The sequence below is a fragment of the Neotabrizicola sp. VNH66 genome (assembly GCF_049445895.1).
Lineage (GTDB): Bacteria > Pseudomonadota > Alphaproteobacteria > Rhodobacterales > Rhodobacteraceae > Pseudogemmobacter.
The window spans coordinates 23,686-39,006 of sequence record NZ_JBMSDW010000001.1 but is presented as its reverse complement, the minus strand read 5'-3'; the positions used below and the strand labels follow the sequence as shown (position 1 = coordinate 39,006).

At 64.9% G+C, this 15,321-nt stretch carries 13 protein-coding genes; 10 read left to right on the top strand and 3 right to left on the bottom strand.

Translation table 11 applies throughout. The annotated features are described in order from the left end of the window. The first annotated feature begins 81 nt into the window (after positions 1-81). The 4 genes from ACO2Q5_RS00195 to ndk all read left to right on the top strand — a co-directional run bounded on the left by ACO2Q5_RS00195 (position 82) and on the right by ndk (position 2,565). Positions 82-699 carry a nitroreductase family protein gene (locus ACO2Q5_RS00195; RefSeq protein ID WP_423287256.1) on the top strand — a complete coding sequence of 206 codons (618 nt, stop codon included), beginning with the start codon at positions 82-84 and terminating at the stop codon, positions 697-699. A 95-nt stretch (positions 700-794) separates the two neighbouring features. Continuing rightward, entirely contained in the window at positions 795-1,415 is a 621-nt protein-coding gene (locus ACO2Q5_RS00190; protein WP_423287254.1) for a MarC family protein, read from the top strand. Positions 1,416-1,464: 49 nt separating this feature from the next. After that, positions 1,465-2,040 carry a retropepsin-like aspartic protease family protein gene (locus ACO2Q5_RS00185; RefSeq protein ID WP_423287252.1) on the top strand — a complete coding sequence of 192 codons (576 nt, stop codon included), beginning with the start codon at positions 1,465-1,467 and terminating at the stop codon, positions 2,038-2,040. A 102-nt stretch (positions 2,041-2,142) separates the two neighbouring features. Beyond that, entirely contained in the window at positions 2,143-2,565 is a 423-nt protein-coding gene (ndk, locus tag ACO2Q5_RS00180) for a nucleoside-diphosphate kinase (protein WP_423287250.1), read from the top strand. Between the two features lie 7 nt (positions 2,566-2,572). Here ndk and ACO2Q5_RS00175 read toward each other — a convergent pair whose 3' ends face one another. The 3 genes from ACO2Q5_RS00175 to ACO2Q5_RS00165 all read right to left on the bottom strand — a co-directional run bounded on the left by ACO2Q5_RS00175 (position 2,573) and on the right by ACO2Q5_RS00165 (position 3,732). Beyond that, entirely contained in the window at positions 2,573-2,923 is a 351-nt protein-coding gene (locus ACO2Q5_RS00175; protein WP_423287248.1) for a TfoX/Sxy family protein, read from the bottom strand. 97 nt (positions 2,924-3,020) lie between these two features. Further along, on the bottom strand, positions 3,021-3,146 hold the full coding sequence (locus tag ACO2Q5_RS00170; RefSeq protein ID WP_423287246.1) for a hypothetical protein: 126 nt from the start codon (positions 3,144-3,146) through the stop codon (positions 3,021-3,023). A gap of 151 nt (positions 3,147-3,297) precedes the next feature. Next, positions 3,298-3,732 carry an RrF2 family transcriptional regulator gene (locus ACO2Q5_RS00165; RefSeq protein WP_423287244.1) on the bottom strand — a complete coding sequence of 145 codons (435 nt, stop codon included), beginning with the start codon at positions 3,730-3,732 and terminating at the stop codon, positions 3,298-3,300. 364 nt (positions 3,733-4,096) lie between these two features. On the opposite strand from ACO2Q5_RS00165, the gene ACO2Q5_RS00160 reads away from it, so the two are divergent. The 6 genes from ACO2Q5_RS00160 to ACO2Q5_RS00135 all read left to right on the top strand — a co-directional run bounded on the left by ACO2Q5_RS00160 (position 4,097) and on the right by ACO2Q5_RS00135 (position 15,311). Beyond that, positions 4,097-6,490 (top strand): glycogen/starch/alpha-glucan phosphorylase, encoded by a 2,394-nt coding sequence (locus ACO2Q5_RS00160; RefSeq protein WP_423287242.1) that lies wholly within the window; start codon positions 4,097-4,099, stop codon positions 6,488-6,490. Positions 6,491-6,518: 28 nt separating this feature from the next. After that, positions 6,519-8,711: a 1,4-alpha-glucan branching protein GlgB gene (gene glgB, locus ACO2Q5_RS00155; RefSeq protein ID WP_423287240.1), complete on the top strand. Its 2,193-nt coding sequence runs from the start codon at positions 6,519-6,521 to the stop codon at positions 8,709-8,711. 61 nt (positions 8,712-8,772) lie between these two features. Next, positions 8,773-10,047 carry a glucose-1-phosphate adenylyltransferase gene (gene glgC / locus ACO2Q5_RS00150; protein ID WP_423287238.1) on the top strand — a complete coding sequence of 425 codons (1,275 nt, stop codon included), beginning with the start codon at positions 8,773-8,775 and terminating at the stop codon, positions 10,045-10,047. A 109-nt stretch (positions 10,048-10,156) separates the two neighbouring features. Then, on the top strand, positions 10,157-11,596 hold the full coding sequence (gene glgA, locus ACO2Q5_RS00145; protein WP_423287236.1) for a glycogen synthase GlgA: 1,440 nt from the start codon (positions 10,157-10,159) through the stop codon (positions 11,594-11,596). After that, positions 11,593-13,689: a glycogen debranching protein GlgX gene (gene glgX, locus ACO2Q5_RS00140; protein ID WP_423287234.1), complete on the top strand. Its 2,097-nt coding sequence runs from the start codon at positions 11,593-11,595 to the stop codon at positions 13,687-13,689. Before glgA ends, glgX begins: the two co-directional genes overlap by 4 nt. Further along, positions 13,686-15,311 carry an alpha-D-glucose phosphate-specific phosphoglucomutase gene (locus tag ACO2Q5_RS00135; protein WP_423287232.1) on the top strand — a complete coding sequence of 542 codons (1,626 nt, stop codon included), beginning with the start codon at positions 13,686-13,688 and terminating at the stop codon, positions 15,309-15,311. The genes glgX and ACO2Q5_RS00135 overlap by 4 nt, the downstream gene beginning before the upstream one ends. The last annotated feature ends 10 nt before the right edge of the window (positions 15,312-15,321 follow it).

Here is a 15,321-nt window from a genome sequence, read left to right as displayed (position 1 = left end):
GGTGCACATAATGCTGCGTTGCGGCGGGTCCGGGTGCGCCCCATGTTGAGGGGGTGTTTGAAGCCGGAAAGATCTCCTCCCATGACCAATGCCACCCTCCGCAGCCTGAAGAACCGTCGCACGCAATATGCGCTTGGCCGCAAGCTGCCGCTCTCTGTTGAAGCCACCGAAGAGCTGATCAAGGAGGCGATCCGCCTCTCGCCCTCGACCTTCAACTCGCAATCCTCGCGCGCGGTGATCCTGTTCGGCGCCGAGAGCGACCGGTTCTGGTCCATCGTGACCGAAACGCTGCGCGCCATCGTGCCGGCCGAAAGCTTTGCCCCGACCGAGGCCAAGATGAAGGCCTTTGCCGCCGGCGCGGGCACCGTGCTGTTCTATGAAGATCAGGCCGTGGTGAAGAACCTGCAGGAGCAGTTCTCGCTTTATGCCGACATCTTCCCGCACCATTCCGAGCATTCCTCGGGCATGGCGCAGCTGGCGGTCTGGACCGCGCTGGCCGATGCCAATATCGGCGCAAGCCTGCAGCACTATAACCCGGTGATCGACGCGGCTGTGGCCAAGGCGTTCAACGTGCCGGCCAGCTGGAAGCTGCGGGCGCAAATGCCGTTCGGTTCGAACGAAGGCGGTTTCGGTGACAAGACCTTCGTGCCCGATGACGGCCGTTTCCTGACCCTTGGCCTGACCGTCGCGGCCGAGTGATCTGAGAGAACGGGGCGGGTTCTGGCCCGCCCCTTCGCGCTTGCCTGACCGGGCCGCGCCATGCCACGCTGTCCCCGCCGCAGATGCGAGGGGATATGCCGGAAACCGCTTTTCTGATCACGGCCTTTGCCACGCTTTTCGTGGTGATCGACCCGCCCGGCCTTGTGCCGCTGTTCATCGCGCTGACCCGCGGGATGGACCCGGCGCGCCGCCGCGCCATGGCACAGCGGGCCTGCCTGATCGCGGGCGCACTTCTTCTGCTGTTCGGCCTGTTTGGTGAGGCCATTCTGGGCTTCATCGGGATTTCCATGCCCGCCTTCCGCATTGCGGGGGGCATCCTTCTGTTCCTGACCGCGCTGGACATGCTGTTCGAACGCCGGACCCAGAGGCGTGAGGGGCAGACGGCGGACCCTGATCATGACCCTTCGGTGTTTCCGCTGGCCACACCGCTGATCGCGGGGCCGGGGGCGATTGCCACGATGATCCTGCTGATGGGCCAGTCGGGCGGCGGCTGGGGCGGGACGCTGGCGGTGATGGGCCTGCTGGCGGTCATCCTTCTGGTCACATTCGCGTTTCTTCTCGCCTCCCCCCCGCTGGAGCGGCTTCTGGGCCGCACGGGCACCATTGTCATCACCCGGCTTCTGGGCATGCTCTTGGCCGCGCTGTCGGTGCAGTTCGTGATCGACGGGGTGAAACAGACCGGCCTGATCGGCTGAGCCTTGCCCGCAGGGGTGCAGCCCCCATATCGGGCCAAAGGAGTGTGCGATGGATGATTATACCCTTGGCCGCGCGGCCTATCTGGCGCTGTTGCTGATGGCGGTGGCGGGCTGGGCCTTCGTGGAATTCCGTCAGCGGATGGGGCAGGCCCTGCGCTTTGCCGCGGCCTGGGGTCTGCTGTTTCTGGGCGTGGCCGCAGGCTATGGCTTGTGGAACGACATCCAGCGCCAAAGCCCCGCACGCCAGATGGTCACGGCCGAGGGCGAGGTGGAGCTGCCGCGCGCCGCGGACGGGCATTTCTATGCCGAGCTGATGATCGGCGATGTTCCGGTGTTCTTCATGGCCGATACCGGGGCGACCAACATGGTGCTGGCGCCTGCGGATGCGGCCCGGCTGGGCATCGACACCGGCAGCCTGACCTTCATGGGCGAAGCCTCCACCGCGAACGGCGTGGTGCGGACGGCGCGGGTCAATCTGAAGGAAACGGTGCTGGGTCCGTTCCGGGATGACGGGCTTGTGGCATATGTCACCGACGGCGCCATGGACATCTCGCTTCTGGGGATGGATTACCTGCGGCGGTTTTCCATCCGGATCGAGGGCGACCGGATGGTCCTGACACGTTGAAGGCCATCCCGCAGGTGCGGCATCTTTCCTTTGTCATCTGCCCATGCTAGCAGCCCGGCCATCCGCACGGGCCAGAGGCCCCCGAACCGATGGAGAGCCGCAATGGCCATTGAACGCACCCTTTCGATCATCAAGCCCGACGCCACCAAGCGCAACCTGACCGGCAAGATCGTTGCCAAGTTCGAAGACGCGGGCCTGCGCGTCGTTGCAAGCAAGCGCATCCACCTGAGCGCCGCGCAAGCCGGTGAATTCTATGCCGAGCACAAGGAGCGCGGCTTCTATGGCGAGCTGGTGGCCTATATGGCGTCCGAGCCGGTGGTCGTGCAGGTTCTGGAAGGCGAAGGCGCCATCCTGAAGAACCGCGAAGTCATGGGCGCGACCGATCCGGCCGCCGCTGCCGAAGGCACCATCCGCAAGGAATTCGCACTGTCGAAGGGCGAAAACTCGGTCCACGGTTCGGACAGCCCGGAAGCGGCCGCCCGCGAAATCTCGTTCTTCTTCTCGGGTCTGGAACTGGTCGGCTGATCTGCCGTCAGGGGCGCGCCTTCGCGCGCTCCACCACACCAAGGATGGAAAGGGCCGTCTCCAGATCGGAGCGGCCCTTTTCGCTTGTCCCCGCAAGGCTGGCCTTGATCGCATCGAACCGCAGGCGCAGCGCGGCCTTTTCGTCGCCCCGGCAATCGTTCCACGGGCGGCCCTGCAGCCCCATCACCATGGCGTAATAGCCGATGAAATGCGGCGACGATCCTGACAGCAGAAGGCGGCGGTAGGCCTCATCCGCGCCCAGATGGCGCAGCTCTTCGGCGGTATGGATGCCTGCACGGGCAAAAGCCGCATCCGAAGCCGGGCCGAGATTGGGGATCGAAGACACGGGATCGGACATCGGCGCCGCCTTGAAATGACAAAGGCCAGCCTCACGGCTGGCCCGGGTTTCGTCAACAGCGGATCGGCGGCCGGCGTGCGGCGCCGGGGCACAGGGGTCAGATCGACGCCCAGTCCTTGAAGATCGGCTTGCCGGCCTGTTGCTGCTGCGGTGCGCTGCCCTGCTGCTGCGGTTGCTGCGCGGGGGTTTGAGAGCCGCCTTGTTGCGGCTGGTTCGACGACATCTGTCTGCTCCGAAGGTTTGCCTTTGTCGAAGGTCTCATCTGCTCCTTCGGCAAGGCAAAGGCAAGGCCGCCGTGTGACCGTTCTGCGACAGGGCGATCACATGTGCGACAGATACAACAATCGCAGCAATTGCAGCGGCATTTCGGCCTGTCAGGCCACGCGCAGCACTCGGTGCAGCGCGTGGTTGCCATCGACCAGATCGGTCAGCACGGCGCGGTCCAGTCGGGCATAGAAGGCATCCAGCGCCTCGGCCAGCACGCAGGTCAGCCGGCAGGACCCGTTCAGCGGGCAGGCGCCGTCGGTCTGGCCGATGCATTCGCTGAAGGGCAGCACCTGTTCGAAATCGCGGAAGACCTGACCCACGGTGATCTGATGCGCCGGACGGCCCAGCATCAGCCCGCCCGCGCGGCCGCGAATGGTGCGCAGGTATTTCTTCTGCGCCAGAAGGTGGATCACCTGCGCCAGATGGTTCTCCGATGCCGCGCAGGCCTGGGCCACCTCTTGCCGCCGCACGATCCGGTCGCTGTTCACCGCGCAGAACATCAGGGTTTTCATGGCAAGACTCGTTCGCATCGTCAGGCGCATCGCAGGGCTCCTCTGGCTGGGGCAGTCGCCGGTTTTCCGGGCGATCATGGCCTTTGGCCGGGGTCGTGCCATGACATAGATCAGAAATGCCTTTTATCTGCGCGATCCGCGAAGGGGCGCTGACCCCGGCCCAAGGTGGCACTGCGGCCCGGGCTGCCGAGTGCATCAAAGCGATTTGAAATCTGCTATATACAGAAGATGGTTGGAAATATGGCTTTCCGGAATCAAATGATTGCGCTAACAGAAAAGCGGTTTGGTTTCCCGGGCCCGTTGCCCTGCACCATGCTGCACGTGCAGCAAGCGCTTGACCGCCGGTGCATCGCAATTAGGCTTGGGCAACCCGATCCAATTGCCAGGTGGACCCGTGACCGATCTCAGCCTCACCCCGAATACCCTGAAGTCAGACATCCTGCGCCACCTGACCTTCACGCTGGGCAAGGATGCGGGCCATGCCAGCATCTATGACTGGCGCATGGCGCTGTCCTTCGCCATCCGCGACCGGATCGTGGAACCGTGGTTCGCTTCGACCCGCAAGACCTGGGGCACCGGGCACAAGCGGGTTTACTATCTGTCGATGGAATTCCTGATCGGCCGTCTTCTGGAAGATGCCGCGATCAACCTTGGCCTTTACGATCAGGCGGCCGAGGCGCTTTTGGAATTCGGGCAGGACATCCGCACCCTGATCAATGACGAGCCGGACGCCGCGCTTGGCAACGGCGGCCTCGGGCGGCTGGCGGCCTGCTTCATGGAAAGCATGGCGACGGTGGGCTGCCCGGCCTATGGTTATGGCATCCGCTATGAACATGGCCTCTTCCGCCAGCGGTTCGAGGGCGGGCGTCAGGTGGAAACGCCGGAGGACTGGCTGAAACAGGCGCATCCGTGGGAATTCCCGCGTCCCGAAAGCGCCTATACCATCGGCTTCAAGGGCCATGTCGAACACAAGGGCGACACCCACACCTGGTATCCGGCCGAGACGGTGATCGCCGAGGCGCATGATACGCCGGTGATCGGGTGGAAGGGGAAATGGGCCAATACGCTGCGCCTCTGGGCCGCGAAACCCACGACGCAATTCGATCTGGAGCGGTTCAATCGGGGCGATTATGCCGCCGCGGCCGAGCCGGAGGCGCTGGCCCGCACCCTGAGCCGGGTGCTCTATCCCGATGACACGACATATCAGGGCAAGGAACTGCGGCTGAAGCAGGAATTCCTGCTGACCTCGGCCGCGCTGCAGGACATCCTGCGCCGCTATCTGGCCAGCTACAGCGATCTGCGCGATCTGCCGAAGCATGTGGCAATCCAGATGAACGACACCCATCCGGCGATTGCCGGGCCGGAGCTGATCCGCCTTCTGCATGACGACCACGGCATGCCCTTCGGCGAGGCGATGAAGACGGCCCAAGGCTGCCTTGGCTATACCAATCACACCCTGCTGCCCGAGGCGCTGGAACGCTGGGCGACCTTCACCTTCGGCAATGTGCTGCCGCGGCACATGCAGCTGATCGAGGCGATCGACTACTGGCACAAGGACGAATACCACTCGCGCCCGCATTACGTGGGCATCCTGAAACACCATGAGGTGCGGATGGGCGAGCTGGCCTTCATCATGGCGCATAAGGTGAACGGCGTCTCGGCGCTGCATTCGGAACTCGTGAAGAAGAACCTGTTCCCGGAACTGGATGCGCTGCATCCGGGGCGGATCATCAATGAAACCAATGGCGTCACGCCGCGCCGCTGGCTGAAGATGGCCAACCGTCCGCTGTCGAAGCTGATCACCGACACCATCGGCGACGGCTGGGAAGACGATCTGGACCGGTTGAAGGGGCTGGAGGCGCATGTCGACGATGCGGCCTTTGCCGAGGCCTTCGGCGCCGCGAAGCGCGCGAACAAGGTGCAGGTGGCAAACTGGATTGCGCAGGATTTCGGGGTGAAGGTCAGCCCCGATGCGCTGTTCGACGTGCAGGTCAAGCGCATCCATGAATACAAGCGCCAGCTGCTGAACATCCTGGAAACCATCGCGCATTGGCACAAGCTGCGGTCGGGCCGGATCGAAAATCCCGTGCCGCGGGTCAAGATCTTCGGCGGCAAGGCCGCGCCCGGCTATGCGGTGGCCAAGGAAATCATCCGTCTGATCAACGATGTGGCGCAGGTCGTGAACAACGATCCGAAGACGGGCGATCTTCTGAAGATCATCTATCCGCCGAACTACAATGTCTCGATGGCGGAACGGCTGATCCCGGCGGCGGATCTGTCAGAACAGATTTCCACCGCGGGCAAGGAAGCCTCGGGCACCGGCAACATGAAGTTCATGATGAACGGCGCCCCCACCATCGGCACGCTGGACGGGGCCAATGTAGAAATCCTTGAGGAAGTGGGCGCTGAGAATTTCTTCCTGTTCGGCCTGACCGCCGAAGAGGTGATGGAACGCCGCAAGGTGGCTGACCACGAAAAGCAGGCCATCGAGGGCAGTCAGGAATTGCAGGATGTGCTGCAGATGATCGCCGAGGGCCGCTTCTCGCCTGAGGAGCCGGGACGCTATCACGGCATTGTCCATGGCGTCTGGCACCATGATTACTTCCTTGTCTCGTCGGATTTCGCGGATTTCCACCGTGCGCAGGGAGAGGTTGACACCGCCTATGCCGACCGCAAGCGCTGGCTGCGGATGGCGGCGATGAACACGGCGCGCAGCGGATTTTTCTCGTCGGACCGGACGATCCGGGGTTACATGAAAGATGTCTGGAACGTGACTTCGGCGCTGTAACGCGCCGGGGCAACGGAGGGGGGACGGAATGCTGGACGAAGCGGAGGCCCAGGCGATTGCCGAGGGCCGGCATGGTGATCCCTTCTCGGCCCTCGGCCCGCACAAGCGGGGCGGGAAATGGGTTATCACTGCCTTCGTGCCGGGTGTCGCACGGCTGTGGGTGCTGACCGGCAAGGTGGGCACCGCGGCCGAGGCTGAGGCGTTTCCCGGGATTCCCGGCCTTTTCACCCATGTGCTGGCCCGCCGCGCGGCCTACCGTTTCCGGGCCGAGGCGGTGGATGGCCATGTGTGGGAATTCGAGGATCCGTTCCGCTTTGGCCCCGTGCTGGGCGAGATGGACGAATATCTGCTGGGCGAGGGCAAGCACCGCCGGTTGTGGCAGGTGCTGGGCGCGCATCTGATCACCCATGAAGGGGTGGCGGGCGTGCATTTTGCGGTCTGGGCCCCGAATGCCGAGCGGGTGTCGGTCGTGGGGGATTTCAACGTCTGGGACGGGCGGCGCCATCCGATGCGGCGGCGCGGGCCGACCGGCGTCTGGGAAATCTTCGTCCCCGGCCTGACCGAGGGCGAGACCTACAAATACGAAATCCGCGGTCCCGGCGGCACGCTTCTGCCGCTGAAGGCCGATCCCGCAGGCTTTGGCAGCGAACATCCGCCGCGCAACGCCAGCGTGGTCCGCCCGATCACTGGCGCCTTCGGCGATCAGGACTGGATGGAAACCCGCGCGGCGAAGAACAGCGTCGATGCGCCGATCTCGGTCTATGAGGTGCATCTGGGATCTTGGCGGCGGGCGGCGGACGGGCGGATGCTGTCCTACACCGAACTTGCCGAGGAGCTGGTGGATTACGCGCTGTGGATGGGTTTCACCCATCTGGAGCTGCTTCCGGTTTCCGAATATCCGTTCGATGGCAGCTGGGGTTATCAGCCCATCGGTCTTTTTGCCCCGACCATCCGCCACGGCACACCATCGGAATTCCGCGCCTTCGTCGATGCGGCGCACCGCAAGGGGCTGGGGGTGATCCTTGACTGGGTGCCCGGCCATTTCCCCACCGACCAGCACGGTCTGGGCCGGTTCGACGGCACGCCGCTTTATGAACATGCCGATCCGAAAGAAGGCTTCCATCAGGACTGGAACACGCTCATCTACAATTACGGCCGGGTCGAGGTGGAGAACTACCTTGTCTCCAACGCCTTGTATTGGCTGGAAGAATACCATGTCGACGGGCTGCGGGTGGATGCCGTGGCCTCGATGCTGTATCGCGACTATTCCCGGGGCGAGGGGCAGTGGGTCCCGAACAAGGACGGCGGACGCGAGAATTACGAGGCCATCGCCATGCTGCAGGCGATGAACACAATTACTTATGGCGAATGCCCCGGCATCCTGACCGCGGCCGAGGAATCGACCAGCTTTCCCGGCGTGTCGCGCCCGGTGGATCAGGGCGGGCTTGGCTTCGGGTTCAAATGGAACATGGGCTGGATGAACGATGCCCTGCGCTACATGGCGCTGGACCCGGTTTACCGGAAGTATCACCACAACCAGATGACCTTCGGTCTGGTCTATGCCTTCAGCGAAAATTTCATCCTGCCGATCAGCCATGACGAGGTGGTGCACGGCAAGGGCAGCATGCTGGCCAAGATGCCCGGCGATGGTGAACAAAAGTTCGCAAATCTGCGGGCCTTTTACGGCTTCATGTGGGGCCATCCCGGCAAGAAGCTGTTGTTCATGGGCCAGGAATTCGCGCAAGGCGCGGAATGGGCCTATGCCCGCAGTCTTGACTGGCATCAGGCCGACCTGCCGCCGCACCGGGGCATGCAGCTTCTGGTGCGCGACCTGAACCTTGCCTACCGGGCCAATCCGGCGCTGCATCTGAACGATGCGCGGGCGGAAGGGTTCGAATGGATCGACCCCGACGATGCCGAAGCCTCGGTCCTGTCGTGGCTGCGCAGGGGCGGCCCCGGCGATCCGATGGTGGCGGTGGTGGTGAACCTGACCCCGGTCGAGCGCGACTATCCGCTTGGCCTGCCCGCAAGCGGGCTGTGGGAAGAGATTCTCAACACCGATGCGGAAATCTACGGCGGCGGCAACCGCGGCAATCTGGGCGGGGTGACCGCGGTGGAGGGGCCGGCGCGGGGACAGCCGTTCTCGGCCCATGTGCGGCTGCCGCCACTATCGGCCGTCTGGCTGCGGCAGGTCATTCAGGAGGAGGCGGCCGCGGTCTGACAGCCGCGCCGGCATGCATAGCAAGGGGCGCGTGACTTTTGCCCCGATCCGGGAGGGAAGAATGAAGGCGAGACTGAACAAGAGACTGTCTTCACAGGCCATGGCCTTCGTGCTGGCCGGCGGACGCGGCAGCCGTCTGAAGGAGCTGACCGACCGGCGGGCAAAACCGGCGGTCTATTTCGGCGGCAAGACCCGGATCATCGACTTCGCGCTGTCCAACGCGCTGAATTCGGGCGTCCGCAAGATGGCGATTGCCACGCAATACAAGGCGCACAGCCTGATCCGCCACATGCAGCGCGGCTGGAACTTCTTCCGGGCCGAGCGGAACGAATATCTGGACATCCTGCCCGCCAGCCAGCGGATGGATGAGGAGAACTGGTATCGCGGCACCGCCGATGCCGTGGCGCAGAACATCGACATCATCGACAGCTACAACATCAAATATGTGGTCATCCTTGCGGGCGACCACATCTACAAGATGGATTACGAGGTGATGCTTCAGCAGCACGTGGACACGGGGGCGGATGTGACCATCGGCTGCCTGACCGTGCCGCGGATGGAGGCGACCGCTTTCGGCGTCATGCATGTCGACAAAGACATGCGCATCACCGCCTTTCTGGAAAAGCCCAAGGACCCGCCCGCGATTCCGGGGGACCCGGACCATGCGCTGGCCTCGATGGGGATCTATGTCTTCAACTGGGATTTCCTGCGCGAACTTCTGCTGCGCGACATGGTGGACGGCAATTCCAGCCATGATTTCGGCAATGATCTGATCCCCGACATCGTGAAGAACGGCAAGGCCATGGCGCATCGCTTTGCCGACAGCTGTGTCACCACCGGGCTGGAGGATGAGCCCTATTGGCGGGATGTGGGGACGATCGACGCCTTCTGGCAGGCCAATATCGACCTGACCGATTTCGTGCCGAAGCTGGACCTCTATGACCGCAGCTGGCCGATCTGGACCTATGCCGAAATCGTGCCGCCGGCGAAATTCATCCATGACGAGGACGGCGGACGGCGCGGTCAGGCGATTTCCTCGCTGGTGTCGGGTGATTGCATCGTCTCGGGGTCGGAGATCCGCAATTCGTTGCTGTTCACCGGTTGCCGGACCCACAGCTATGCCAGCATGGAATATGTGGTGGCCCTGCCTCGGGTGGATGTCGCGCGGAAGGCAGAGCTGAAGAATTGCGTCATCGATTCCGGGGTGCAGATCCCCGAGGGGCTTGTGGTGGGACAGGACCCGGAGGAGGATGCGAAATGGTTCCGCCGCAGCGAGAACGGCATCGTCCTGATCACCCAGGACATGCTGAACCGCCGCGCGGCGAAGCTGGGATAGCGCGGTCCTGATGCCCGGCCGCCGGGGGTTTTCCACCCCCGGACCCCCGAGGATATTTGGGCCAAGATGAAGGGGCAGGCCCGCGGGGCAGGCTGTGCAGGAGACGGGCATGGGCGGCAAAATCCTTTCGGTGGCGTCGGAATGCGTTCCGCTGATCAAGACCGGCGGGCTGGCCGATGTGGTGGGAGCGCTGCCCGCGGCGCTGGCGCCTTTGGGCTGGGAGATGCGGGTGCTTCTGCCGGCCTACCGTTCGCTGCGCCGTCTGTTCGAAGAGGCGCCGGAAGCCTGGCCCGAGGTCTGGCATGAGGAAAACCTCTGGGGCGGCGACGGGCGGGTACGGGCGGGGACCGTGGACGGGACCGAGGTGCTGCTCCTGGACGCGCCGCATCTTTACGATCGTGAGGGCGGGCCCTATGTCGGCCCCTGGGGCGACTGGATCGACAATCCCCGCCGCTTCGCCGCTTTGTCCTGGGTGGCGGCCTGCATCGCGCGCGAGGGGCTGGCAGGCTGGAAGCCCGATGTGCTGCATGCGCATGACTGGCAGGCGGGCTATGCCCCGGCCTATCTGGCCTATCACGGCAACGGCGGCTGCCGGTCGGTCATCACCGTGCACAACATCGCCTTTCAGGGCTGGGCGCCGGTCAGTCAGATCGACGATCTGCGGCTGCCGGGCTGGGCCTTCCACCCGGCGGCGCTGGAGTATTATGGCGGTTTGTCGAGTCTGAAGGCGGGGCTGGTGACGGCGGACCGGATCACCACCGTGTCTCCGGGCTATGCGGCGGAACTGGCGCGGCCGGAATTCGGGCTGGGGCTGCAGGGGGTGATCGTGGAGCGGGCCGCGGTCGTCTCGGGCATCCTGAACGGGGTGGATACCGCCGTCTGGTCGCCCGAGGTGGAGGACGTGAACCCTTATTCGGCGAAGTCGATGACGGGCAAGGCCGCGGCGCGGGCCGCGCTTTGCGCCGAATTCGGGCTGGAGGTGCCGGGTCCGCTGGCGATTCTGGTCAGCCGCCTGACCGATCAGAAAGGCGTGGACCTGCTGCCCGCCGCGCTGCCCGCCTTCATCGAGGGCGGCGGCGGTCTGGCGGTTCTGGGCTCTGGCGCGGCGGAGATGGAGGCGGCGCTGCACGATCTGGCGGCGCGCTATCCGGGGCGGGTATCGGTGAGGATCGGCTATGACGAAGGCCTGTCGCACCGGATGTTCCAGGGCGGCGATGCCGTGCTGGTCCCGAGCCGCTTCGAACCCTGCGGCCTGACCCAGCTATACGGGCTGCGCTACGGCACGGTGCCGGTGGTGGCGGCCGTGGGCGGGCTGGCCGATACGGTGATCAATGCCTCGCCCATGGCTTTGGCCGCGGGGGTGGCCACGGGCGTCACCTTCTGGCCCACTGACGAATTGGGGCTGAGCCAGGCCCTGCGCCGCCTGCTTGCCTTGCATGCCGACCGCAAGGGCTGGACCCGGCTGGTCCGCAACGGCATGGCGCAGCAACTGGGCTGGGAGGTTTCGGCCCGGGCCTATGCCGCGCTTTATGACGGTCTGCTGGCATGAGCGGACATGCCCTTTCGCCCGGGCGTCCGTGGCCGATGGGGGCCACGATCACCGGCGACGGGGTGAATTTTGCCGTCTTCTCGGCCCATGCCGCGATGATCGAGTTGTGCCTGTTCTCCGGCGATGGCCGGAAAGAGCTGTCCCGGGTCCCGATCCGCGACCGTGACGGCGACATCTGGCATATCCATGTGGGCGGGCTGACGGCGGGGCAGGTCTACGGGTTCCGCGCCCATGGGCCCTATGATCCGGAGCGGGGGCATCGGTTCAATCCGCACAAGCTGCTCTTGGACCCCTATGCCCGCGCGCTGGAAGGGCGGCTGAAATGGTCCGATGCGCTGATGGGCTATCGGATCGGCAGCCCGAAGGGCGATCTCAGCTATGACACCCGCGACAGCGCCTTTGCGGTGGCGAAAGCGGTGGTCACCGATCCGTCCTTTGGCTGGGGCAACGACCAGCCGCCCGCCCGCACCCGGTCCGAGACGGTGATCTATGAGGCGCATGTCCGTGGCCTGACCATGCGGCACCCGCATGTCGAGAAGGGGTTGCGCGGCACTTATCTCGGCCTCGCCTCGGATGCGATGATCGAGCATATGCTGAAGACCGGCGTCACCGCGGTGGAAATCCTGCCGGTGCAGGCGATGTCGGATGAGCGGTTTCTGCTGGCCAAGGGGCTGCGCAATTACTGGGGCTACAATACGCTGGCCTTCTTCGCGCCGGAGCCGCGCTATATGGGCAAGGGCGGGTTGTGGGAATTCCAGACCATGGTCCGCCGCCTGCATACCGCCGGGATCGAGGTCATTCTGGACGTGGTCTACAACCATTCGGCCGAGGGCGACGAATGGGGCCCGACCCTGTCCTTCCGGGGGCTGGACAATGCCAGCTATTACCGGCTGGCCGAGGGCGGGCGCAAATATGCCAATGACACCGGCACCGGCAATACGCTGAACCTGACCCATCCGATGGTGCTGCGCATGGTGATGGATTCCCTGCGCTATTGGGTGGAGGTCTGCCATGTGGACGGCTTCCGCTTCGACCTTGCCACCGTTCTGGGGCGCGAGGTCGGCGGTTTTGACCCGAACGGCGGCTTTTTCGACGCGATCCGGCAGGACCCGGTGCTGAGCCGGGTGAAGCTGATCGCCGAGCCCTGGGACATCGGCCCCGGCGGCTATCAGCTGGGGGCCTATCCGCATCCGTTTCTGGAATGGAACGACCGCTTTCGCGACGGTGTGCGGCGGTTCTGGCGCGGCGATGCCGGGCTGACCCGCGATCTGGCCGCGCGCATCTGCGGCAGTGCCGAGAAGTTCGACCATTCGGGCCGGGCGGCCACCTCTTCGGTCAACCTGATCACCAGCCATGACGGGTTCACGCTGGAGGATCTGGTCTCCTACACCGTCAAGCGGAACTGGGACAACGGCGAGGACAACCGCGACGGCCATTCCGAAAACCACTCGGACAATCTGGGGGTCGAGGGTCCTTCGCCCGACAAGGCGGTGCGGGCCGCGCGGGATCTGCGCAAAAGGAACCTGCTGGCCACTTTGTTCCTGTCGCAGGGCGTGCCCATGCTGCTGGCCGGGGATGAGATCGGCCAGACGCAGGGCGGCAACAACAATGCCTATGCGCAGGACAACGAGATTTCATGGCTGAACTGGCGTGATACCGATGCGGCGCTGACGGCCTTTGTCGCCCGGCTGGCGGCGCTGCGGCGCGACCATCCGGTGCTGCGGCAGCGGCGGTTCCTGCATGCGCGGGCGCGCGCGGCCGATGGTTTGCGCGATGTGATCTGGCGCCGTCCTGACGGGGCCGAGCCTTCGCCGCAGGACTGGCACGATCCGGCCTTCCGCTGTCTCTGCGTCGAGATGCGGATGTCCGCCGAAGGCGGCGATCCTTCGCCCGCGGCGGTGTTTCTGGTGTTCAATTCCGGACCTGCGGTGCCGCTGGTCTTGCCAGAGACCGCCCCGGCATGGGAACTCGTGCTGGATACGACCCGGCCCGATCTGGTGCAGGAGACCGCGCCCGCCGCGGTTCCGGCCGGGTCGGTTCTGATGATGCGCGCGGCCCCCGCCTCGGTGCCGCGAAAGGGAGAGAGCAAATGAGCCTGACCGTCGCCACCCAGCCAATTTCCGGCCAGAAGCCGGGGACCAGCGGCCTGCGCAAGAAGACCCCGGTGTTCATGGGCCGCCATTATCTGGAGAACTTCGTCCAGTCGGTGCTGGATGTGGTGGGCTGCACGGGCAAGACCTTTGTTCTGGGCGGTGACGGGCGCTATTTCAACGATCGCGCGGCGCAGGTGATCCTGCGGATGGCGGCGGCCAACGGCGCGGCGCGGGTCATCGTGGGGCAGGGGGCGCTGCTGTCCACCCCCGCGGCCAGCCATCTGATCCGGCTGAATAAAACCGATGGCGGGATCATCATGTCCGCCAGCCACAACCCCGGCGGCCCCGAAGAGGATTTCGGCGTCAAGTTCAACATGCCGAACGGCGGACCGGCCCCGGAACAGGTGACCGAGGCGATCTATCAGCGCACGACCACGATCACCGAATACCACATCCTTGAGGCGCAGGACGTGGATCTTGCCACCATCGGGCGCAGCACCTTGGGCGGCATGATCGTCGATGTGGTGGATCCGGTCAGCGATTATGCCGCGCTGATGGAATCGCTGTTCGACTTCCCGGCGATCCGGTCGATGTTCGCGGGCGGTTTTCGCATGCGGATGGACAGCATGTGTGCGATCACCGGCCCCTATGCGACCGAGATCCTTGAGAACCGCCTGGGCGCCGCGCCCGGTACGGTGACTCATGGCACGCCCCTGCCGGATTTCGGCGGCATGCACCCGGACCCCAACCCGACCTGGGCGCATGAGCTGATGGATGAGATGTTCGGCCCGGATGCGCCTGATTTCGGCGCGGCCTCGGATGGTGACGGCGACCGCAACATGGTGGTCGGGCGCGGGATCTATGTCTCGCCCTCGGATTCGCTGGCCGTGCTGGCGGCCAATGCGCATCTGGCACCCGGCTATGCCCGCGGGCTGGCGGGGGTGGCGCGGTCGATGCCGACCTCCGCCGCGGCGGACCGGGTGGCGGCGAAGCTGGGGATTGCGACCTTCGAGACGCCGACCGGCTGGAAATTCTTCGGCAACCTGCTGGATGCCGGAAAGGCCACGCTCTGCGGTGAGGAGAGCTTTGGCACCGGGTCGGACCATGTGCGCGAGAAGGATGGGCTCTGGGCCATCCTGTTGTGGCTGAACATCCTTGCGGTGCGCAAGGAATCGGTCGCGGACATCCTTGCCGCGCATTTCGCCGAATACGGCCGTAACTACTACAGCCGCCACGATTTCGAGGCGATCGAGACGGCCAAGGCTGATGCGATGTTCACAGCCCTGCGCACCGCGCTGCCGGATCTTCCCGGGCGGCAGCTGGAGGGGCTGACCATCGAGGCGGCGGATGATTTTGCCTATACCGATCCGGTCGATGGCTCGGTCTCCACGAAACAGGGGGTGCGGGTGCTTTTCGCGGGCGGCAGCCGGGCGGTGTTCCGCCTGTCAGGGACGGGGACCGAGGGCGCCACGCTGCGGGTCTATCTGGAACGGTATGTTCCGGGGCCGGAAGGGCTGGACGAAGATCCGCAGGAGGCACTGGCCCCGATCATCCGCGCGGCCCATGCGATTGCCGGGATCGAAAGCTTTACCGGACGCACTGCGCCCGATGTGGTGACCTGATCCGATGCAG